Here is an 18,784-nt window from a genome sequence, read left to right as displayed (position 1 = left end):
ACATAGGATAAAGAATATGCGTATTACTGTATTTGGTGCGGCTGGTAGCGCCGGTAGTCGAATAGTGGCTGAGGCCCTATCTAGAGGACATAAGGTGACAGCAGTGGTAAGAAATAAATCACGCTTTGAACAGTTACCAGGCGAAGCTGAAAAACGACAAGGCGATGCCAGTCAAATAGAAGATATTATTGCGCTAAGTAAAGACCAAGATTTAATCATTAGTGCTACCCGTCCGCCCGAAGGGCAAGAAAAAGAACTCATAACGATTAGCCAAGCCCTATTGGCTGGGTTAGCTCAAAGTAAGGTTCGTTTGATTGCGTTAGGAGGGGCTGGAAGCCTAAATGTTGCAGATAAACATAACACGCTAGTAGTCGATGATACTCGCTATGTTTTACCTGCTTGGCGTGAAATTGCACTGGCTTGCGTAGAGCAATATGACGTTTATAAAGCGGATACGCAAACCCATTGGACGTATTTAAGCCCGCCAGCCACTTTGTTGCCAGGTGAAAGAACAGGCAAATTTCGCTTAGGAAAAGACGAATTACTTGTTGATCAGCAAGGGCAGTCACAAGTGTCGATTGAAGATCTTGCTGTCGCACTGATCAATGAAGCCGAAGAAAATAATTTTCCTCAACAGCGCTTTACTCTTGCTTATTAAAAACGAATTAAACATTGGAGACATAACATGAAAACATTTATAACCTTAATATCCATTATCGTAACGTTGCTGATAACAAACATGAGTTATGCCGCAACTCACACAAATAACAAAGAAAGAATATTAATTGTTTTGACCAGTCACACCGAATTAGGCGACACAGGTAAAAAAACAGGGTTTTGGTTGCCTGAATTAACCCATCCCTATTATGAATTTATTCAAGCAGGTTATACCGTCGATATCGCTAGCATAGAGGGCGGTATGGCCCCATTAGATAGCAAAGCTTTCGAAGAAGATGATGAATATCATCAGGTTTTCTTAAATGACGCTAAGCTCATGGCAAAAGTTATGCGAAGTATCCCAATGGCAGACGTAAACCCAGATGATTATGCCGCTGTATTATATTCAGGCGGTTCAGGCCCAATGTGGGACTTTCCTGATAATCAAGATATTAACCGTATTACAGCTTCGATCTACGAAAACAACGGTATTGTATCCGCTGTATGTCATGGTAATGCTGCACTGATCAACGTCACTCTTTCTAATGGCCGTTTATTAATTGCTAATAAACGTCTTGCTGCGTTCACCAATGAAGAAGAAATGTCCCTAGGTACAACAGAGGTTGTGCCCTTTTTATTGCAGGATAAGCTTGTAGAGCAAGGGGCTATTCACGTGAGTGGAAAAGCATGGCAGGAGAATGTAATAGTCGAAGGGCGCTTAATTACGGGGCAAAATCCTGCGTCAGCAAAGAAAGTGGCACAGAGTGTTATCAAGCAACTACAGCGCTAGCCATAATATAAGCCCTCTTAAATATAAGAGGGCTATTTTAGTCAATCTACCTCGCTTAAAAATATGGTTATATCAAACGCCTCTTTTAGATGCTATTCGTCTTATACAATGAGGTGCTTATCCTAAAGTAAAGCCTCTTCAAGTCGATAAGCTGGGTATCACTTATTTAACAAAGCCAAGGCTGGCTACCTAGAGGTGTGCCATGTTGTCGTTTAACTCAGCGTTATTTAACAAGTCTAATTTATACTCACAACCTGTTCAGCCTCGTGTTATGGCTGAAGAAAACCTAGATCAAGATAAATTTGCGCACCAGCGATTGGGCCAAGCGTTAAAAGATAATCTAGGGGTTGATTTACCGCCTGAAAAATCCGTTAACGAAACCAAAAGCCTGTTTGATGTAGACGCGGTGATTAACACCGTCATGGAGCACATTGGTAAACGTATTGACCAAGCACGTGCTAATGGTGCAAGCGATGACGACCTACAGTCGATGTTTAATGCGGCGCGTAGCGGTGTTGAAACAGGTTTTACCCAAGCCCGTGAACAAATTGATGCACTAAATAAGCTGAATGAACCTTTGGCTGAAAGAATTAACTCAGCAGAGCAGGGCATTAATGACGGCATTGATAAGCTCGAAGAGAGTGCTTTTAACCCTCAAGCAGAAATTATAAAAGCAAATACGGTTGAGTATGCGAAAACGTATGAGCGCACCAGTAATAGCTTTGAATTTGAGCTAACCACACAAGAAGGGGATGTGGTTAAAATTCAAGCCATGAGCAATTATGAATCTTATCAAGAAGCACTAAAAGCTAAGGGTAATGGCAGTGAGCTATACGCCAGTTATAGTGAGCAAAACAATAGCTCAGGTTTTAACCTTTTAGTTGAGGGTGATTTAAACGATGAAGAGATGGCTGCCATTGAATCATTAATGTCACAAGTGAATGATCTAGCCAATGAGTTTTATACGGGTGATTTAGGCACAGCGTTTGATATGGCGATGAACCTAACCAGTGATGCGGATCAAATTGCCGAGTTCAGTTTAGATTTAAAGCAAACTCAATTAAATTCTTATGAGTATGGAGCAATGAAAGGCGATGCTCTTGGTAATGCTGGTAAAGGTTATGAAACCGCTAAATTACCAAGTGGCTTGGCTGACCCACTAGCGAATTTTGCACAGGGCGTAAAAGAGGCTTATGAAGAGGCCAATCAATTTGCAAACTCGCGCAGTTTACTAGAAAACTTATTTGACCAAATGGATCAAACAACTCAAATGCTGGGTAAAAGCCAACTACCTGATCTATTGAAACCTATGCTGGATGCGTTAAGCGCATAATTCGCTAGGTAACCGCTTTATGACGGGAAGTACACTTCGCTGTGCTTTCCGTTTTTTTATGGCATTTTTTATTGTTTCATACCGTGGTATTCTGCGCTCATCGCAAAGCATTAGGACTCATTGTGCAGTTAGCGTTATTAGGCACCACGGGTTGCCATTTGTGTGACATAGCAGAGCGCATGGTACGTCGAATTGCCCCAGCATTGGGGTTCAGCTTGGTTTATGTTGATATTGCTGATGATGACATATTGGTCGATCAATACGGCATGCAGATTCCAATATTAAGAACACAAAATGGTCATGAACTCGGTTGGCCATTTACAGAAGACGAATTGATTCACTGGCTAGAAGCGCTAAACGTTTAGCAGTGAAATCAACTACAATAAATAAAAGTAATTAAGGAGCGGTAACGTGTTTCAACGTTTAACTTTAGTAATGTGTGTATTGGCGTTAAGCGCCTGTAGTGGAGTCTCTCGTACAGCGGATGAGCAAGCGATTAGCTATGCATTGGTTGAAGATGTCACCGTACGTAAGTTGACGGATCAATGTAGTGATTTAAGTGTCACGGCAAAACAGGCCGCATGGCGCGGTTATCGCAGCTGGTGGAAGCGTAATGGCAGTTTAGTAGAAGCGGCTGACTATGGTTTAACCTATAACCTTGTGACTTTGACGGATACTCGCCAAGAAACCGGTGCTCGCTATGCCATGGGCTTAACGTTTGACATCGTTGCCGAAGCTGAGCAGCGTGTGACTGAACTACTAAAAAGCGGTGATAAAACGGCCACTTGTTTAGATGTTATGGCTGAATATCGTGATGGTTCAATGGATCTACGTGAAGATTCAAAAATGTACCCGTTATTGGTTAAATTGCAGCAAAAACGCGATGCTCAAGGTGAAGACTTTTACCTTAAGATGAGTCAGATGGAAGGTAAATCAAACAAGAAATTTTCTCGCAGTGCCTACGCAGTTGAGCGTATGGCTAAGCGCGAAGGTTGTGTTAATCCAAAAGTCCGTACACTTAAGTCCGATGGTCCTAATGAAGTGTTAGAAGCCAGTTGTGCCGATGACTCTTACTTCTTGGTACGCTGTGAGTGGCGTAACTGTAAAATTCAAAATTAATTTAGTGGATTACTGGAACGATTTATTCCAGCTTAACGGCTAAGCAAATATTGAGACTCAACACTGAAACCGATAGGGTAAGCCTTATCGGTTTTTTTGTATTTAAAGGGTTAATGATGAAGTTTAAAAAATTAGGTAATACCAATATTGATGTGAGCTTAATTAGCTTAGGCACCATGACATGGGGCGAGCAGAATACAGAGCAAGAAGCCCATGAACAGCTCGATTACGTCCTCACGCAGGGCATTAACTTCATAGATACGGCAGAGATGTACCCTGTGCCACCTAAGCCAGAAACCCAAGGCTTAACGGAGCAGTATATTGGTACTTGGCTGGCTAAACGCGGACAGCGCGATGATGTTGTTTTAGCCACCAAAGTAGCAGGCCCAGGTAATGGCTTGACCTATCTTAGAGATGGTCCGCGTTTAACAAAAGCGCATATACACCAAGCAATCGAAACAAGCTTACAACGTTTGCAGACTGACTATGTTGATTTGTACCAATTGCACTGGCCGGATCGCAACACAAATTTCTTTGGCCAGCTTGGGTATCAAGCCAAGAGTGAAGAAGAAATAACGCCGTTGTTTGACACTATTAGCGCCATTAATGAGCTAGTTCAGCAAGGTAAGATTCGTCATTGGGGCTTTAGCAATGAAACGCCTTGGGGTGTGATGAAAGCATTAAGCATTTGTGAAGAGCACGGTTTTACTAAACCAGTGTCGATACAAAACCCATACAACTTATTGAATCGTACCTACGAAGTGGGCTTGGCTGAAGTGAGTCACCGCGAAAACATAGGCTTGCTGGCGTATAGCCCGATGGCATTTGGTGCGTTAAGCGGTAAATATTTAGGGGATGATAAACCTGAAAAAGGGCGCTTAACACTTTACGAGCGTTTTACCCGTTATAATAATGAACAAGCGGTTAAAGCCATAAATGCCTATGTGAATATCGCTCAATACTTTAACTTAACCCCAGCTCAAATGAGTCTTGCGTTTGTAAATCAGCAATCGTTTGTGACCAGTAATATTATTGGCGCGACCACGATGGCGCAATTAAAAGAAAACATTGCATCAATTGACGTGAGTTTAAGTGACGATGTTTTAAATGAGATTGCCAAGGTGCATATGATTCAGCCTAATCCTGCGCCGTAATCTAGGTTACTATTTAATGCACACAAAAAAAGCGGATGTCATAGCATCCGCTTTTTTTATGTGAAACCAATCTGCATGTCACCACACTAAAATTTAATCAGAGCGCCTTAGCTTTCTAATTTATCGCCTTTGTATTTATAGTATAACTTGATCCAAAATGGAGAAAGCACCGTTGTATAAACGATCACCATAACCAAGGCGGTATAAACTTCATCACTGAAAACAGCGGCTGAAGCGCCTAAGCCAGTAAAAATTAATCCAACCTCTCCTCTGGGCACCATGCTCATGCCAATCACAACTTTTCGCTCCCACGGCTCTTTAATTAACATGGCTCCCGTGAATTTAGTCACAATTGCAACCACAAGTAATGCTAATGAGAAGTACCAGAAGAAACTGGATTGCCAATCAATTTGGCCAAGATCCAGTGACAGACCCACTGATACAAAAAATATTGGCGTAAACAATTGAACAATGGGTCTAATCTGCACTTCAATTTTCTGAGCGAATTCTTTTTCATTATGAAGCGCTGCTCCAAAGGGTAGAAAAAACCGTCTAGAAAGGGCGATCCCCGCTGCAAATCCACCCAGTAATTCAGGTGCGCCAAAAAAGTGAGCTAGCCATGCAAAAAATAATACCAATGCAACAACCGTGGTGGGTTTTAATCCTGGGTAATTGACCCGTGAATCTAACTTCTGAATTTGGCGTGCAAATATTTTAGCGATGATAGGAGCGATCAAAAAGAAAATACTAACAAACGCTAAAATGGTCAGTGTATTTAGCCAGTCGATCTGTCCTTTTGTTGAAAAATCAAAAAGTACGGCTAATAATATGACCCCTAATATATCGTCTAAGACTGCGGCACCTAAAGTAATCTGACCTTCGGTACTGTTTAGGCGATTCATGTCACCCAAGACCCTAATCGTGATACCAATACTAGTAGCGGTTAACGCACCACCCACAAAAAGAGCGCTCAATAACGGCAGCTCAAACCACCAATAAGATAAGGCAAAACCCAAAGCGAAGGGTGCAAAAAAACCGCCTATGGCCACCACCACGGATTTAATACCCGTTTTTGCCAGTTTTTGTAAATCGGTTTCCAATCCCACATCAAACAAAAGCAGAATAACGCCAATTTCACCCATTATCTTAATAACGGCATTCATCTCGACCCAGCCAAATATTGATGGGCCGATAACAATACCTGCCACTAACTCTCCGATCACGGGAGGGGCGCCAAAGTAAGCTAATATTTCACCAAACACCCGAGCAAAGACCAAAATGATCAGCAGCTGAAATATTACACTTGAGGCATCCATATAAAAATTATCTCTTGTCGTATTAGGGGGATTTCCATTCAATAAATATTCTATGAATGCTCGTCTTGATTCAGGTTATTAGCGTCAGGTTTAGAGTATTATCAAAACAAAAAAGTGGCCATGCGAATGTGTTCGATTAAATTTCGCCTTCTAGAAATTTGATCGATTTTCCAAGTAGTTGAATCAATTTATCAGTTTCATTTTTTGTTAATGCCCCCTCTAACCACTGTTCTTGAAGTTGGTGCACAGCCTGTATGGTTTTTTCAACCAAGCTTTTTCCTTTTGATGTTAGATTGACATATTTCACACGCTTATCCTGCTCATTAGTCGAGCGACTCACCAAGCCTTTCTCTTCCAATTGATACAGTATTTTAGTTAAGCCACCAGAGGTAATCAGCATTGAACGTTGCAGCTCCGTTGGTGTAGCTTGATGTGGAGGCGCGGATCTTCGAAGCGTCGTCAAGGCATCAAACTCTGCGGTGCTTAATCCTGTTTTTTCTACTGCGGGCATCACTTTTTGTAGACTCAGCTCCCGAGCTTTTAGCAAATAAATACCAAACTGACCTGTCTGTCCATAAGCTTCCGACCAATATTTTCGATAAAACTCTAACTCTTGCTCTGTGTCATATCGTTCTGCCACCCCGTATTTCTCCTTTATTGTAAAAATTTGTCGCTAAGCCCCGCTGAACTTAGAAAATAAAAAAACTTATATTTTAGCAACTAACAGTAAGTAGCGGCTTTCACTGAGTCCTATAGTTTGTATGAAACATGACCAGGGTCAAGGGAAGTGAGTATAGAACTTAGACGATAAGTAAATATCTTGCAAGAAAGATAGTCAGTAATATACTTATCTTTCTAGATAAATATCTAAAGGGATGTCGCTACACATAGTTTGAAAAGTAACTCAAATGTTGTAACGAACTTCCTTTCAACTACTGGAGTCATGCGCAAATGAATATACCAATTTGGCACTATGCCTTGTCGATGGCTGGGTACATCGCTTTTCTGCTGCTGCTCATTGATATCATGAGAAAACACCCAAGAATAGCCTTTGCACTCTGGATGGCAGCACTGCTCAGTTTTCCCTTATGGGATCAGGTGGAAGGTTGGTTTCGCTGGTCAAAAATCATCAGCGTATTGGTGCCAACGGCCATTATCGTCGGCGGTGCTCGCATAGCTTGGTATTACCGAGGCAACACTCACCCTTTAATGCGAACGTTCCGTGGTAGCTGGGTTCTATATGTTCTATATGGTGTGCTGTTCCTGAATATCGCAGAGGCGACGCTTAAGGACTTAACCACGGGCAACTACTTTAATGCCATCTGTGGCATGATTCTATGCGCCACCATTCCGCTGCCGCTTTACAAAAACAAAATTCAACAATATTGGGTAATTTCTAAAGACAGACCGAACGAATTACTTTTTTACTCCACGGCATCGTGGAACTTCCTTTATACCACTTGGAACATGTGCTTCGTATATGGCGAAAGCCCAGCCTTCTTTGCTAGCTCTTTTTGTATATTAATGGCAGCCGAGTTATACCCAGTACTAAAAAAACGTCCAGAACTTTACATGATTGCCCGTGTTTATTCTTTGGCTCTACATGTTCTTGTGCGTGGCATACACGATGTTTTCACCCCCGTCATGAACTCAGAGCCTTGGTTTAATGAAAACACATTGATGATATGGGGCGGGATTAATTTGGCACTCCATATTCCATTCGCTATTTGGTATTTACGAAAACAACATAAAACCAAAACACCTCCTTATGGTGTAAACCCACCGCCTCATCGTGCCGATTGCGTAAATGAGTTCGATCAAAAAAACGAGCAAATATAAGCACTTTAATTTCGAAATGAGTTTTGAGCTTGCATGTTCATCTCAATATTCGATCAATTGTGGCAGTGAATGAACTGCCAATCAAAAAGAGTACATAAAATGATTAAGCACTTATTAATAATTATGGTTTGTAGCGCCTTTACAGCGAATTATGTCATTGCTGATGAGGGTATCGATATGTCTAGCCCAACCGAAGCGTATACCGCTTTGGGCACGGGTATTGGTAACAAAGGTATGAACCTTAAAGCCATGTACATGTTGTCCGACCCAGGAGCGACTCGTAAAACTGGCTTTATTTTAGAGATGAATGACATAACTGATGAGGAAGGGGGCGATCCTAAATTTGCAGGCTCTGCATCTGGCATGAGCGACGAAGTAACAAATACAAATTATCGTTTTCGTTATGGCTCATTGAATACAGATAACGGTTTGGGTTGGACGCTGGATGCGGTTTTTAAAGATCATCCATTCTTTGGACAAATGTCTGTGATACAGGCAGGGCCTTTGGCCACACTTCCTGTTAACAAAAACACCTTCCTTTGGCCTGTGTTGTTAATTGGTGGTGTCATCACTGAGGATAATAGTCATAAATTGGCAGAGGCTAAAGCGCAAGCGGATACAACTGGCGCTACGCAGCAAAGCCTAAACACATCGAGCAATGGTGTAGATATAGCGTCTCTTATCACATCATTTAAAATGTATGGACGTTATAAATTTAGTGACGACTGGTGGTTTCTGGGGGCTTACACCTGCACCCAATCAATACTGGGTAAGTCATGGTCTGATGATGTGGCTGATGGTGGTTTAGGCATTCGCGATGATCAAATTGAATTAACCCTAGGCTACCAAGTTACTCAAACACAAAACTTACGTTTCAATTTTCACCGTTTATCTGAGAACGAAAGTGATGACAAAATTTGGGTAGAATACCTTTACGCGTTTTAAGTTTAAGGCTTGGTTATAGTATTAAGCTGGATCATAAAAACGCTTTATATAGTGTATAAGGCGTTTTATCAAAGATAATACTGTTGATAACAGATGTTAATATCCACTTAATTTTAAACAATTTATGAGTCAAATGATTTTATAATGAGTCGTGCTAAGGAATAATTTATGGGATTTTTATATGTAATGCCGAATATCGAAGGCTGGGGGATTGCTCTTATTACGCTCTTCGCTTTGATGGCGCTGAATGAGTTTGGACGAACAACAAGATGGGGAGGTATCGCCCTTTTTTTAGTACTTCCTATCGTGCTGACTATTTTTGTTTGGCCAACTACCGCCGCGCCTGGTAATGAATACGGCACAGGAAACTGGTTTAACTGGGTTAAAACTTATTCGGCACTCGCCGGAGCACTTGGTTTTATGGCTATTCGCTTTATTCCAGGCCTTGCTAAAAATAAGTATGTACTCATTTTCCCAGCCGCTATTCTTGCACTTAATATTTTGGAAGCGTGTATTCGTGATTTTCAAGTGTACTCATTTGGCGCATGGGATGGTGCAACCATCGACAACCTTTGGGTGATGTCTGGGCCATGGAATATCATGAACGGAGTTGCTGGCTTACTTAATATTGTCGCGATCTGTGGTTGGGCTGGTATTATTATTTCTAAAGACAAATCAAAAGATATGATCTGGCCTGATATGATTTGGCCTTGGATCCTAGCGTATGATTTCTGGAACTTTGCTTATACTTACAACTGCATTTCAGACCACTCTTTCTACGCTGGAGTTGTATTGTTATGCTCCTGTACCATTCCTGCCTTCTTCATCAAAAAAGGTGCATGGCTACAGCATAGAGCATCAACGCTCGCGATCTGGATTATGTTTGTAATGTCGGTTCCTTCGTTTGTGGATCGCATTGCACCTGTTCCGACTACCCATGACCCAAAAGCATTTTTTATGGTGAGTTTGATTGCGCTATTAGCAAATATTGCTTTAGTGATATATCAGTTTAAAAAGATTCATAAGCAGAAATTAAATCCATTAAAAGATGAGCTATACACAGACTCTTCAGATTACAAACTTGTGATTAAAGAAAATACTTGATCTAGTTTGGTTTCAGGACGGGAGATAGACAATAAAAAAGCCTTATATATAAGGCTTTTTTATTGTCTAGTTTTTATTAATCAACGGGCCATTGTTTTGATTAATGAGCTTACTCAGCTTATGTTCTGCTTTTTTACTGATATCTTGTTTAGGGAATTCATCCATTATTTTGCGGAAAAAGTAACTGGATTTTTTAATGCTCTTATCTGGGTTCTGTTCGCTCATGTAAATTAACCCTAATTGATACAGTGATTTAGCTTTGATGCTGTCACTGGAGCCAGGGTTTTGATAAACGGTTAAATAGACACCGTTAGCATCGTCTAAACGGTTTTCGCGAATGGCGCGCTCACTCATAGGCGTTAGATCAGGGTCAAAAGTTGAGACAGGTTTGCTTAATAAGTGCTCCCTATCAACATGGGCCAATAACTGCTCAGGAGTCATTTGGATGGTTTCTTTTTTACGAGCTTCAATTTCGGCTAAGTGCTCATGCACTCGATCTTGTAAAATACTGTATGGAAACTCGATTAGGTGGCGGTGGAAATAAGCTTTGGCTTTTTCGTCATCACGGTCTTTGTTATAACGGTTCATGTAAATTAAAGCGATTTGATAAATGGCAATGCTTTTCATATCTTGGCTGTAATCATTTTTGCCATAACCTAATAGATAAGTGCTGATCACATCGTTGCTGTTATTTTCGACAATACCATTTAAAGAGTAGGTAATAAGATCGGGCTCTTCATCTAATGCGGCGGCGGCTTTCAAGCGAACATCGGTTTTGTGTTTTAAATACTCGTGATTACCACCGGCACCCAGCACTAGCGGGGTTGTGGCGGCACAGCCGCCTAAAGCGGTAATAATGTATAAAACAATAAATAGTTTAATAGATGGCAGCATAATGATTTCCTATCAATGATGGGCGCAGTTTACTGTGCCTATAGGTTGCTGCAAGTACTTACATCAAGTTTTTAAGACGATGGCGTGTTTTGCCTGCCTCAACTAAAAGAATGACCATTTCATGTATTTATTGTATTGCACTGGGCTTATGTATTCTTTAAAGCGCATGTCTTGCAAAATTCTGCGGTATTTACGCTTGTGCCGTTTGGCAAGGTATTGGTTTTGATAAATCGTGAAATGATATTTACGCGGGCTTGGCATTAATATGGCTAAAAACGCACCTTGTGCGGCATTCAGCTGACTGGGTTTCGCATTGAAGTAATAATGTGATGCCGCTGAAATACCATAAATATCAGGGCCAAATTCAATAATATTTAAGTACAGCTCTAAAATTTCATTTTTAGTAAGGGCTTTTTCGATGCGTTTAGTCACCAGTAATTCTTTTACTTTTCGATAGAGGGTTTTGCTGTTTTCGAAATAAATATTCTTTACGGTTTGTTGTGTGATAGTACTGGCACCATAGCTCCACTCGCGGCGTTTGATGTTTTCACCTAGGGCGCTTACGAGTGCATCGTAATCAATGCCCTGATGGCTAAAAAAGTCACCGTCTTCACTCATGACAATGGCATACAGTAGTTCGCGGTTAATATTGTCGATGCTCACCCATTTATACTGTTTGAGAGCCTTGGGCGATTGTGCATTATTAACGCTGACAATAGCCGTTTGCTTGGCTTGCTCAAAACTGTCTTTTTCAAAGTGAGGTAAGCTTTCGAGTAGTGTAAACGTTGAAATGAGTACAACCATTGCCAGCAGCCAAAATATGGCACCGGTGATCATGAAAATGGATTTCATTAAATGGTAGGGGCTTATGGCTACGCGAATAATACGATTGCGTAGCCGTTTCCAAGGATTGGTTTCTAGGTCGTTTAAGTATTCTTCCTTGATGCGAAACATTCAGTGCCCTTAATAAACGCTGTGCCTAACAATAATGCTCTACAGCTTACATTAGGATGAATGCTTGGCCAAATGAGCCATTGCAGCTAGCGCGTCAGGGTCTTTGGATTTAATTTTATTGGCAATGGTATGCTGAAAAAAGTAATGAAAATCTTTGCGATGCTGCACGCTAAACAAGCAATCATCACCCGTGAGAACCGGAGTGCTGTGTACATTATCTTCTTCAATGCACATGGATAAAATACTGCCATCACTGTACAGGCGCCAACTGTGAATTTCTTGAATGTTGAAGCTATCAAATTGATCATGGCTGAACACCGCGTGAGAGCCAATTAAATCCGGAATTTCTTGTGCAATGCTCACAGAGCCAGATGGCACAATTGGGTAGAATTGCGCGCTTTGTTTGAGAAACTCAGACTTATAAGCAGGAGGGTCAAACAAAATTTGCCCGGTATGGGTGTCCATGAATCCTTCCCAGTGACCATTGAGTGGGTCATCTAGGCTGCGGCAGGCCACTAACCGATTCAGCCAAGGCACCATGGCATCAATGTGACCATCACTCCATATGGCCCAGCAAAGTACTTTAAGGCTAAAAATTTGGTCGGAGGAATCATTGGTATACAGCATCTCAATGCCATCTAACTCGGGCAAAAGACGCTGTATATTCGGTAGATTTCGTTTGTGTTGCCTAAAATCAATAACATCGGCTTGTTTGGCCATATTTACTCCAAGGCTTAATTGCGACTGCTTCCTGCATTTAACTTCAGTATAGGTGCAAAAAAACCAAGGAGTACGATCAGTTTTGAATAACCGCGTGCGGTGTAATATCTTGTTGATTGATCGTTTTGCGACTGACAAATTGCAGTCTAGCCATCAGCAATACTGCATTGACACTCAAGCCCACAATTAGGCCAACCCAGAAGCCGGCCGCGCCCATGGGGGCCGCTTGTGACAGGCCTAAGTAATAGCCTAATGGTAAGCCCACCAGCCAAAACGAAATAATGCTGATCACCAATGTCACCATGGTATCTTTATAGCCACGTAAGGCTCCAGCGGCGCCCACTTGAATGCTGTCACTAATTTGGAAGACAGCCGCGTGCACTAGCAGTAATACCGTCAGTGATAGTACCTGATTGTCTTGGCTATAAAGAGTAGCGAGCGATCCGCCTAAAAAGTAGAGAATACTGGCATTAAACAGAGCAAAAATTAAGTTGATTTGAATGCCGTTTTTCCAAGCTTGCTTGGCACCAAGGGTATTATTACGGCCTAGTTCGTGGCCCACTCGCACGGTGAGTGCGGTTGCCAAGCTCAGCGGCACCATGAATGTCACCGTTGTGATATTCAGTGTGATCTGGTGTGCAGCCACGACAACAGGGCCTAGCTGGGCAATAAACAAAGCAATGATACAAAACAGACTGACCTCAGCAAAAATAGCCAAACCAATCGGCAGGCCAATGGCACTAATCGTGGCAATGGTTTTTGGTTTTGGCCGGGTAAAGTTTTGCAACGGTTTCACCTTTTGGTGATGTTTACTGAACGAGGTAAACAACCAAATAGCGATGGTCATGAGGTAAAACACGATTAAGCTAGCCAGGCCGCAGCCTGGGCCGCCCATGGCTTCAACGGGCCCCCAGCCAAAAACAAACAGCAGATTAAGCGGAATATTCAGTAATAAACCAATAAACGCAATGAGAGTAACGGGTTTGGTTAAATGTACGGCTTCATTATAGGAGCGAAACGCTTGATGAATCGCCACGGCAGGCAAAGCCAAAGCAATATAAAATAGGTAGTCGACGGTAATATTTTGAATGTCATCACTTATGCTCATTAACTGCATCAATGGCCGAGTGCCAAATAACATAATGACCATGGCACACAGACCGATAATCAAACCAAGATAAATACCTTGTTGTAAATAATGGGCTGACTGCGCTTTGTTTTTAGCGCCTTTAGCGTGGGCCACTAGGGGGCTTAGGGCAACCATGATGCCGGCTTCAAACAGCACAAGAGGCAGCCAAATACTGCTACCAACCGCAATAGAGGCAAGGTCCAGTGTGCCGGATAAGCCCGCTATTAGGGTGTCCACTACACCCATGCCAGTTTGAGCCAATTGAGTTCCAAGAATCGGCAGCATCAAGACCATTAATGGCTTGGCTTGTTTGAGAAATGCACTAAACATGTTGCCGATTATTCCTAGTAAAAAAACGCCTAAGTATCGTGATTTTACTATGAAATGCAATGCTCGCGGTTTGCAACTGGTAGGTATCGGCCATAACTGGTATAAAGCAGGCCAGTTAGAATGTTGTAAGAATCTATGTATCACTGCTCAACCGCCATTCAAATATTTAACCAATGCTTTAAAAACGCCATAAATGCGGAGTTGGTTCGAGGCGGGCATGAGCCTATATATATCCCTAGAAGTCAGTATTATCCTTGGGATCGAGTGATTTTTGCTCACGGTTTTTTCGCCAGTGCGTTACATGAGATCAGTCATTGGTGTATTGCCGGAGAGCAGCGTCGCAAGCTTGTGGATTTTGGCTATTGGTATAACCCCGATGGCCGCACACCAGAGCAACAAGCTGAGTTTGAAAAAGTTGAAATTAAGCCTCAAGCGTTAGAGTGGATATTCTGTCGCAGTGCTAATTTCAGATTTAATGTGAGTATCGATAATTTAAGCGGCGATCCTCATTATATTGAACAATCCGCTAACGTCTTCAAAGACAATATATTTGAGCAAGTACAAGAGTATTTGCAACAGGGTTTGCCCCCACGGGCAAAACAGTTCAGTGATGCGCTAATCGCCTATTATCGTCGCGAGCAGCCACTGGATGCATCAGAATTTAAACGGGAAATTTTATAAATGCCAATTGGATTGATTAAAAAGTTATTTACTAAATCAGAACCAGTCAAAAAACCGAGCGCGCCTAAAAAAGCGTCCAAACCTGCTGCTGCGAAAAAAGCACCAGCGGCCCCTACAAAAGCAAAGGCTGCACCTAAGAAGAAGCCAGTTGCTCCTTGGGACCTTAAACAGTTCCACGTCGAACCAGCTGAGGGCAAGACCCGTTTCCATGATTTAAATATAGATGAACGTATCATGCATGGTATTTTTGATTTGGGTTTTCAGTATGCAAGCCCAATTCAAGCAGCATCACTGCCATTGACCCTAGCAGGGCACGATATTATTGGTAAAGCGCAAACAGGTACGGGTAAAACCGCTGCTTTTTTAATTACCGTGTTGCAAAAATTACTTACCACCGAGCCGAGTGAACGTTACGCAAGTGAGCCTCGTGCTTTAATCATTGCCCCTACGCGCGAACTTGCTATGCAAATAGCAAAAGACGCACAAGGGTTATCAAAATACACTGATTTAAACGTGGTAACCGTGGTTGGCGGTGTTGATTACGATAAGCAAAAAGATCAACTTAATGGCATCGTTGATATTGTCGTGGCTACGCCTGGGCGGTTGTTGGATTTTTTACAGCAAAAAGTGGTATTCCTCGACCAAGCCGAATTATTAGTGATTGATGAAGCTGATCGCATGTTAGACATGGGATTTATCCCAGACTTAAAACGTATTATTCGTGCGACCCCTGAAAAAGATATCCGTCAAACTCAATTGTTCAGTGCAACGTATCCTTATGATGTGGTTGCGCTAAGTGAAAGTTGGACATACAAACCCCAGCAAATTGAAATCGAACCAGAATCCGTGGCAACCGAAACCGTTGATCAGCGTTTTTACAGTTTACAAGAAACTGAAAAAGATCAAGTACTGGTTAACTTGTTGGGTCAAGCGACAACAGGTAAAGCGATTATTTTTGCTAATCGCCGCGACACCTCACGTGACCTTGCTGATCGCTTAAATAAAATGGGCGTTAAAGCCATGTTATTAAGTGGTGAAGTGGCGCAGCAAAAACGTGTAAAAACATTAGAGCGTTTTAAAAGCCAAGATAATACGGTGCTAGTGGCCACAGACGTTGCAGGCCGTGGTATTCATGTTGATGACATCACCCATGTATTTAACTACAACTTACCTGATGACCCTGAAGATTACGTTCACCGTATTGGCCGTACGGGTCGTGCGGGTGCCAGTGGTATGGCCATCACTTTCATCGATGAATACGAAGCTTACGGCTTGATGGACTTAGAAAAGTATTTGGGCAAAAAAATCGTAACAGAACCTGTTCCCAAGGGGTAAATTATGACAGCAAGGATGCTGTTAGCGTTCACGTTGATATTTAACAGCATTTTTGCATGTGCACTAAATGCACAGAAAGCTCATGTGCTCATTAAACAGCAAGCCCCAGAATTACTGGGTGATGGTAGTCAGCTGGTCAGTGTGTATTATTTTGGCCATTCCGATGATTTATCCGTGGTGGGGTTAGAGCGAGTAGGTGATGACTACTTACCTATTCGTTGGTTGGTTGTATTTAATAAGGAAACGATGCTGGGTTGGTATTATCCTAGCCTTGAATTTCCAGTTCGATTTGAAAATGGTCACTTAATTTTCCCTAAAGGGGCCAGTGTGGAAGACATCAGCTTATTACCAGCGCCGCCTAAAACGATGATCATTGAAAGCCAATCCATTCCTTTTTATACCCCTAAGAGTATTCGGTGAAACACGCTCATTTAATTGATATTTCCGCTGTTTTTTTTCGTTATTATTTTGCACCGGGCCCCACCATAATTAATGATGATGGTTGGGATGTGTATCCCTTGTTAGCGAGTTTGCGCTGGTTAATGAACCCAGATTTTTTTGATGCTGATGTTACCGTCGCTGCATTTGATGAAAGTTTAGGCACCTGCTTTCGCCACGAATTAGACTCAGATTACAAAGCTAATCGTGCGCTGCCCACCGAAGATATTATTTATCAATTAAGCTTGCTCAAGTCATTTTGTGAGCACATGGGGTTTGTCGTATTAGCAGGTGAAGAATTCGAAGCGGATGATTTTATCGCTGCAAGTGCTGCGGCATTAAGTGATCACCAAATAATCATTCATTCCCGTGATAAAGATTTACGCCAATTGCTTGCCAAAAATGTGGTGATGCGTGACAGCGCTACCGACGCACTGTGGGATGAGGGTCGTTTACTAGCCGATACTGGACTAAAGCCGAGCCAAGTAGTTGATTTTTTATCATTGGTAGGCGATGCCAGTGATAATATTGCAGGAGTGCCCAGTGTCGGGCTGAAAACAGCCACGATACTATTACAAGCCTACGGTGACACCCAAGGCATATATGACGCGATAGAGGCCGAAGAAATTTTGCCTGTCAGAGGGGCTAGGCGCATAACGGTAGCGCTGATTGAGCATAAGTCCCGTGTGCTTTTGAATCACAAATTAACCCGACTTCGTCAAAATATGCCATTGTCTCTTGCACCTTTGGCGTTTAATCAAGACAATTACTTATTCATTGATGCCTTAACTCAACAGTTAGGGATTCATCGGCCGTTGAAAAAGGCCTTAGATACACTAGCTGGATTGTACTTATGAAAATGGTTGCCGATGAAAATATCCCACTGTTGGATGCCTTTTTTAGCGACATGTGCCAAGAACTGGTAACACTGCCTGGTCGCGAGATGACGCCTGATCAAGTGAAAGATGCAGATGTTCTATTGGTGCGCTCTATCACTCAGGTCAACCAGCACTTATTGGAAGGCAGCCGAGTCAAATTCGTAGGCACCTGCACCATCGGCACCGATCACCTTGATACACGCTATCTAGATCAGCACAATATTCAATACGCCAATGCACCGGGCTGTAATGCTAAGTCGGTTGTGGATTATGTTCTTAGCTGCTTACTGGTATTACAAGAACGTAAGCAGAAAAACTGGCAAAACTTTACCATTGGCATTGTCGGCGCGGGTAATGTTGGTGGCATGTTGCATGACACCTTAAAGGCGCTGGGCATGGATGTGGTTGTATATGACCCTAATGTTACAGAATACAGTGCGGTAGAAAATAAAGAGTCGGTTTGGCAACAAGATGTGGTTTCGTTACATACCCCGATTATTCGTGAAGGTGAACACGCTACTTATCATTTAGTTAATAACGCTCGTTTAGATAGTATGAAGCGAGACGCGTGTTTGATAAACAGTTGTCGTGGCGCAGTTGTCGATAATCAAGCCTTGTTAAGTCACTTACAAAACGAGCCGAATTTCAACGCCATTTTAGATGTTTATGAGCATGAGCCGTCGCCATCAGATGAATTAATTAAAGCCTGTTTGTTGGCAACCCCTCACATTGCAGGCTACAGCTTGGATGGCAAGTACGGTGGCACCGCCGCAATTTATGAAGCCTTATGTGAAAAGTGGGCTCTGCCTAAGCGATTAAAATTGGCGCAGCTTATTTCAGAAGTACCCGTGCGTAAATTAAGTTTTAGTAATGAAGCTGATATGGGCTATGTACTTAAGCAGGTTATTCGCAACGCTTATGATGTGCGCGATGACCATTTTCGGATGCTAAGTTTGATGGGGCTGGATGATCAACAAAAAGCAAAAGCATTTGATCGTTTACGTAAAGACTACCCATTAAGGCGTGACCTTAACGGCCAAGGTGTTTCAGCGAAACGTTTGTCCCACCCTGTGTGGTTGCAAGCTTTAGGTGTGCGGGTTAAGTAAATATTCAAATGCTTGTTTGAATAATAGCTATAAAAAAACAGCCTAGGCTGTTTGTGTTTAAC

Annotated in this window: 20 protein-coding genes; 14 read left to right on the top strand and 6 right to left on the bottom strand. The window is 42.3% G+C overall.

Annotation, left to right across the window (positions count from 1 at the left end; all coding sequences use genetic code 11):
- Positions 1–16 precede the first annotated feature (16 nt).
- From ACU6U9_RS19950 to ACU6U9_RS19925, 6 genes are all read left to right on the top strand, one after another.
- The gene (locus ACU6U9_RS19950) at positions 17–658 is read left to right on the top strand and encodes an NAD(P)-dependent oxidoreductase (protein ID WP_446736720.1); all 642 of its coding nucleotides are present in this window, start codon (positions 17–19) and stop codon (positions 656–658) included.
- Between the two features lie 27 nt (positions 659–685).
- On the top strand, positions 686–1,447 hold the full coding sequence (locus ACU6U9_RS19945; RefSeq protein WP_446736719.1) for a type 1 glutamine amidotransferase domain-containing protein: 762 nt from the start codon (positions 686–688) through the stop codon (positions 1,445–1,447).
- 202 nt (positions 1,448–1,649) lie between these two features.
- Positions 1,650–2,780, top strand: a complete 1,131-nt coding sequence (locus ACU6U9_RS19940) for a DUF5610 domain-containing protein (RefSeq protein ID WP_446736718.1) — start codon at positions 1,650–1,652, stop codon at positions 2,778–2,780.
- A 122-nt stretch (positions 2,781–2,902) separates the two neighbouring features.
- Positions 2,903–3,145 carry a glutaredoxin family protein gene (locus ACU6U9_RS19935; protein ID WP_446736717.1) on the top strand — a complete coding sequence of 81 codons (243 nt, stop codon included), beginning with the start codon at positions 2,903–2,905 and terminating at the stop codon, positions 3,143–3,145.
- Between the two features lie 46 nt (positions 3,146–3,191).
- Complete coding sequence (locus tag ACU6U9_RS19930) at positions 3,192–3,899, top strand: hypothetical protein (RefSeq protein WP_446736716.1); 708 nt, start codon at positions 3,192–3,194, stop codon at positions 3,897–3,899.
- A 116-nt stretch (positions 3,900–4,015) separates the two neighbouring features.
- Entirely contained in the window at positions 4,016–5,053 is a 1,038-nt protein-coding gene (locus ACU6U9_RS19925) for an NADP(H)-dependent aldo-keto reductase (protein ID WP_446736715.1), read from the top strand.
- 107 nt (positions 5,054–5,160) lie between these two features.
- Here ACU6U9_RS19925 and ACU6U9_RS19920 read toward each other — a convergent pair whose 3' ends face one another.
- Together ACU6U9_RS19920 and ACU6U9_RS19915 are read right to left on the bottom strand one after the other, a co-directional pair.
- The gene (locus tag ACU6U9_RS19920) at positions 5,161–6,369 is read right to left on the bottom strand and encodes a cation:proton antiporter (protein ID WP_446736714.1); all 1,209 of its coding nucleotides are present in this window, start codon (positions 6,367–6,369) and stop codon (positions 5,161–5,163) included.
- Between the two features lie 136 nt (positions 6,370–6,505).
- A complete protein-coding gene (locus ACU6U9_RS19915; protein ID WP_446736713.1) occupies positions 6,506–7,009 on the bottom strand; it encodes a MarR family winged helix-turn-helix transcriptional regulator in 504 nt (167 codons plus the stop codon).
- 311 nt (positions 7,010–7,320) lie between these two features.
- Between ACU6U9_RS19915 and ACU6U9_RS19910 the strand changes: the two genes are divergently transcribed.
- From ACU6U9_RS19910 to ACU6U9_RS19900, 3 genes are all read left to right on the top strand, one after another.
- Positions 7,321–8,208, top strand: coding sequence for a hypothetical protein (locus tag ACU6U9_RS19910; RefSeq protein WP_446736712.1), 888 nt, complete (start codon positions 7,321–7,323; stop codon positions 8,206–8,208).
- A gap of 99 nt (positions 8,209–8,307) precedes the next feature.
- The gene (locus tag ACU6U9_RS19905) at positions 8,308–9,153 is read left to right on the top strand and encodes a hypothetical protein (RefSeq protein ID WP_446736711.1); all 846 of its coding nucleotides are present in this window, start codon (positions 8,308–8,310) and stop codon (positions 9,151–9,153) included.
- 168 nt (positions 9,154–9,321) lie between these two features.
- Positions 9,322–10,257 (top strand): DUF5692 family protein, encoded by a 936-nt coding sequence (locus tag ACU6U9_RS19900; RefSeq protein ID WP_446736710.1) that lies wholly within the window; start codon positions 9,322–9,324, stop codon positions 10,255–10,257.
- A gap of 66 nt (positions 10,258–10,323) precedes the next feature.
- On the opposite strand, the gene ACU6U9_RS19895 is transcribed toward ACU6U9_RS19900, so the two are convergent.
- The 4 genes from ACU6U9_RS19895 to ACU6U9_RS19880 all read right to left on the bottom strand — a co-directional run bounded on the left by ACU6U9_RS19895 (position 10,324) and on the right by ACU6U9_RS19880 (position 14,284).
- On the bottom strand, positions 10,324–11,151 hold the full coding sequence (locus ACU6U9_RS19895) for a tetratricopeptide repeat protein (protein WP_446736709.1): 828 nt from the start codon (positions 11,149–11,151) through the stop codon (positions 10,324–10,326).
- A gap of 102 nt (positions 11,152–11,253) precedes the next feature.
- Positions 11,254–12,105: a transglycosylase domain-containing protein gene (locus tag ACU6U9_RS19890; protein WP_446736708.1), complete on the bottom strand. Its 852-nt coding sequence runs from the start codon at positions 12,103–12,105 to the stop codon at positions 11,254–11,256.
- A gap of 51 nt (positions 12,106–12,156) precedes the next feature.
- Positions 12,157–12,825, bottom strand: a complete 669-nt coding sequence (locus tag ACU6U9_RS19885; protein ID WP_446736707.1) for a hypothetical protein — start codon at positions 12,823–12,825, stop codon at positions 12,157–12,159.
- Between the two features lie 76 nt (positions 12,826–12,901).
- Positions 12,902–14,284, bottom strand: a complete 1,383-nt coding sequence (locus ACU6U9_RS19880; RefSeq protein WP_446736706.1) for an MATE family efflux transporter — start codon at positions 14,282–14,284, stop codon at positions 12,902–12,904.
- A gap of 135 nt (positions 14,285–14,419) precedes the next feature.
- Here ACU6U9_RS19880 and ACU6U9_RS19875 point away from each other — a divergent pair, with 135 nt between their 5' ends.
- The 5 genes from ACU6U9_RS19875 to ACU6U9_RS19855 are packed head-to-tail and all read left to right on the top strand — an operon-like array spanning position 14,420 to position 18,722.
- Positions 14,420–14,965: an elongation factor P hydroxylase gene (locus ACU6U9_RS19875; RefSeq protein WP_446736705.1), complete on the top strand. Its 546-nt coding sequence runs from the start codon at positions 14,420–14,422 to the stop codon at positions 14,963–14,965.
- Entirely contained in the window at positions 14,966–16,300 is a 1,335-nt protein-coding gene (locus ACU6U9_RS19870) for a DEAD/DEAH box helicase (RefSeq protein ID WP_446736704.1), read from the top strand.
- Positions 16,301–16,303: 3 nt separating this feature from the next.
- Positions 16,304–16,720, top strand: coding sequence for a hypothetical protein (locus ACU6U9_RS19865; RefSeq protein ID WP_446736703.1), 417 nt, complete (start codon positions 16,304–16,306; stop codon positions 16,718–16,720).
- Complete coding sequence (locus ACU6U9_RS19860) at positions 16,717–17,595, top strand: 5'-3' exonuclease (protein WP_446736702.1); 879 nt, start codon at positions 16,717–16,719, stop codon at positions 17,593–17,595. The genes ACU6U9_RS19865 and ACU6U9_RS19860 overlap by 4 nt, the downstream gene beginning before the upstream one ends.
- The gene (locus tag ACU6U9_RS19855; protein WP_446736701.1) at positions 17,592–18,722 is read left to right on the top strand and encodes a 4-phosphoerythronate dehydrogenase; all 1,131 of its coding nucleotides are present in this window, start codon (positions 17,592–17,594) and stop codon (positions 18,720–18,722) included. Before ACU6U9_RS19860 ends, ACU6U9_RS19855 begins: the two co-directional genes overlap by 4 nt.
- Positions 18,723–18,784 lie beyond the last annotated feature (62 nt).

The organism is Pseudomonas sp. HK3, assembly GCF_052920985.1.
This window is presented reverse-complemented; position numbering and strand designations above follow the sequence as displayed.

Coding starts and splice junctions, on each gene's coding strand:
- ACU6U9_RS19950 (WP_446736720.1), top strand. CDS start 17: ATGCGTATTACTGTATTTGGTGCGGCTGGTAGCGCCGGTAGTCGAATA.
- ACU6U9_RS19945 (WP_446736719.1), top strand. CDS start 686: ATGAAAACATTTATAACCTTAATATCCATTATCGTAACGTTGCTGATA.
- ACU6U9_RS19940 (WP_446736718.1), top strand. CDS start 1,650: ATGTTGTCGTTTAACTCAGCGTTATTTAACAAGTCTAATTTATACTCA.
- ACU6U9_RS19925 (WP_446736715.1), top strand. CDS start 4,016: ATGAAGTTTAAAAAATTAGGTAATACCAATATTGATGTGAGCTTAATT.
- ACU6U9_RS19920 (WP_446736714.1), bottom strand. CDS start 6,369: ATGGATGCCTCAAGTGTAATATTTCAGCTGCTGATCATTTTGGTCTTT.
- ACU6U9_RS19910 (WP_446736712.1), top strand. CDS start 7,321: ATGAATATACCAATTTGGCACTATGCCTTGTCGATGGCTGGGTACATC.
- ACU6U9_RS19905 (WP_446736711.1), top strand. CDS start 8,308: ATGATTAAGCACTTATTAATAATTATGGTTTGTAGCGCCTTTACAGCG.
- ACU6U9_RS19900 (WP_446736710.1), top strand. CDS start 9,322: ATGGGATTTTTATATGTAATGCCGAATATCGAAGGCTGGGGGATTGCT.
- ACU6U9_RS19895 (WP_446736709.1), bottom strand. CDS start 11,151: ATGCTGCCATCTATTAAACTATTTATTGTTTTATACATTATTACCGCT.
- ACU6U9_RS19890 (WP_446736708.1), bottom strand. CDS start 12,105: ATGTTTCGCATCAAGGAAGAATACTTAAACGACCTAGAAACCAATCCT.
- ACU6U9_RS19885 (WP_446736707.1), bottom strand. CDS start 12,825: ATGGCCAAACAAGCCGATGTTATTGATTTTAGGCAACACAAACGAAAT.
- ACU6U9_RS19880 (WP_446736706.1), bottom strand. CDS start 14,284: ATGTTTAGTGCATTTCTCAAACAAGCCAAGCCATTAATGGTCTTGATG.
- ACU6U9_RS19875 (WP_446736705.1), top strand. CDS start 14,420: ATGTATCACTGCTCAACCGCCATTCAAATATTTAACCAATGCTTTAAA.
- ACU6U9_RS19870 (WP_446736704.1), top strand. CDS start 14,966: ATGCCAATTGGATTGATTAAAAAGTTATTTACTAAATCAGAACCAGTC.
- ACU6U9_RS19865 (WP_446736703.1), top strand. CDS start 16,304: ATGACAGCAAGGATGCTGTTAGCGTTCACGTTGATATTTAACAGCATT.
- ACU6U9_RS19855 (WP_446736701.1), top strand. CDS start 17,592: ATGAAAATGGTTGCCGATGAAAATATCCCACTGTTGGATGCCTTTTTT.